The following is a 2,053-nucleotide window of genomic DNA, read 5'->3' as shown; positions in this document are numbered from 1 at the left end:
CGCGCATCCGGGCGGCGCGGGCTGGAACGTGGCGCGCGCGGTCGCGCGTCTGGGCCTGCCGACGGCCTGCGCGGGCTCGCTCGGCACCGACAACTTTTCGGACGAACTCTGGAACGCGAGCGTCGCCGCCGGTCTCGACATGCGCTTCATGCAGCGCGTCGAACGCGCGCCGCTGCTCGCGATCGTGCATCAGACGCATCCGCCCGCGTACTACTTCATCGGCGACAACAGCGCGGATCTCGCCTTCGATCCCGCGAAGCTGCCCGAGGGCTGGCGACGCCACGCGAAGTGGGCGCACTTCGGCTGCATCAGCCTCGTGCGCCAGCCGCTCGGCGAAACGCTCGCGACGCTCGCCGCCGAGCTGCGCGCGCAAGGCGTGAAGATCAGCTTCGATCCGAACTACCGCAACCTGATGGCGCACGGCTACGAGCCGATCTTGCACCGCATGGCCGCGCTCGCGGATCTCATCAAGGTCTCCGACGAAGACCTGCGCATGCTGTTCGCGGACAAGAGCAAGCCGGACGCGATCGCCGCCGTGCGCGCGCTCAATCCGTCCGCGACGCTGCTGGTCACGCGCGGCGCGCAGCACGCGACGCTCTACGTGGGCGACGAGGTGATCGACGCGACGCCGCCGCGCGTGCAGGTCGCCGACACGGTGGGCGCGGGCGACGCGTCCATCGGCGGTCTGCTGTTCAGCCTGATGAGCACGCCGCAGCGCACGTGGCGTCAGCATCTGTCGTTCGCGCTGGCTGCGGGCGCCGCCGCCTGCCGCCGCGCGGGCGCGCATTCGCCGACGCTCGACGAGGTCGTCGCGCTGCTGGAAGACTGAGACGCGCGGACGTTGCACCGTTGCGAGGCATGACACGCAAGCGCCGCGCGAGCGTCACATGCGTGCCCCGCAGGCGCGCGGTCAACGTGCTAGCATGGGATTCCCTTCCTCGAGAAGCACGCTGGAGCCCGCTATGGACGACGTCACCTACACCAAGGGGATCTACACGGCAGTCGCCTCCGTGCGACCCATGAACGCCGGCCAGTACCAGGGCCTGGTCTCCCTGGCGCGCGACGACGGCGAAGATCTCGAGAACGCGATCTACGAAGTGGAAGCCGCTTCCGGCACGCCCGAGGAAGCGCTGGAGGAAGCCAAGGCGCTCGCGCACCGGCTGCTCGGCGAACTCGAACTGTAAGCGCGCCGCAGTCGCACTGCGCAGTCGCACTGTATTCGCGCCGTATTTGCGACGTATTGCGCGCCGTACTCGAACCGGCCGATGGATCAGCGCGATCCGTCTAGCGCGTCGAGCCCGCGTCCTCCACTTCCTGTGTTCCCTCCGTCCGGCGAGGCGATCCCGCTCCGGACGGTTTCCCGCGTCCGGCACGCAACCGTGCGCGCGCGGGCCGCAACGGCGACTGCGCCGCTGCACGGGATCGCACGCGGCGCGTTGCGTTGCGCCGCTGCGGTCGAAAGGAGGGTCGACATGACCGAACAGCTCTTTCTCTACGGCGTCTACGCCATCCATGTGCATCCGCTCGAATTGCAGGGCGCGCGCTGGGACGCCGAGTATCAGATCACCCATCGCGACCAGGCCGTGCAACCGTGGATCACGATCGGCGGCAACGCGGGCTTTCCGCAAAGCGCCGAAGCGATCGACGCCGCGCACCGTCAGGCGATCGCCGATATCGAACACGGCGCGGGCATTCCGAAACCGCGCGCGTTTCCGTAAGCGGGACGCGGTTTCGTAAGCGGCGCGGGCACGCGGTTCCTTGAAGCGCAGTCTTGCGCGAACCGCATTCGCGGCGCATGGGCGATCCGTTGGCCGCAAGCACGACGTGTCCAACGCTCGCGGATAGCGCCGCGCGGCCTGCGCGCGAACAACCGCCGACTGCGTCCCCGACCGTCCGCCGCCGCGCCCCGGCGCGCCCGCGTATCGCCGCATGAATCGCGCTTGTCCTGCACGCGCGGCGTTGCTACGCTCTCGCCATTCCGACCCCGAAGGACCGCCATGACGCCCGATTCGCCGGAGGGCACCGCGAACGAGGAAGCCGCGCGCGCCGCCGA

At 69.7% G+C, this 2,053-nt stretch carries 3 protein-coding genes; all 3 read left to right on the top strand.

Annotated elements, in window-relative coordinates:
- Positions 1–829: carbohydrate kinase (locus tag G3N97_RS38440; protein WP_205997946.1), on the top strand; the 829-nt coding region annotated here is incomplete at its 5' end.
- Positions 830–962: 133 nt separating this feature from the next.
- The gene (locus G3N97_RS38435) at positions 963–1,184 is read left to right on the top strand and encodes a hypothetical protein (RefSeq protein ID WP_065061996.1); all 222 of its coding nucleotides are present in this window, start codon (positions 963–965) and stop codon (positions 1,182–1,184) included.
- Between the two features lie 288 nt (positions 1,185–1,472).
- Positions 1,473–1,718: a hypothetical protein gene (locus G3N97_RS38430; RefSeq protein ID WP_065061994.1), complete on the top strand. Its 246-nt coding sequence runs from the start codon at positions 1,473–1,475 to the stop codon at positions 1,716–1,718.
- The last annotated feature ends 335 nt before the right edge of the window (positions 1,719–2,053 follow it).

The sequence above is a fragment of the Paraburkholderia sp. Ac-20347 genome, from assembly GCF_017104805.1.
Classification (GTDB): domain Bacteria; phylum Pseudomonadota; class Gammaproteobacteria; order Burkholderiales; family Burkholderiaceae; genus Paraburkholderia; species Paraburkholderia tropica.
Note: the sequence above shows the minus strand (reverse complement) of the source record. Positions and strands in the feature narration are given on the sequence as shown.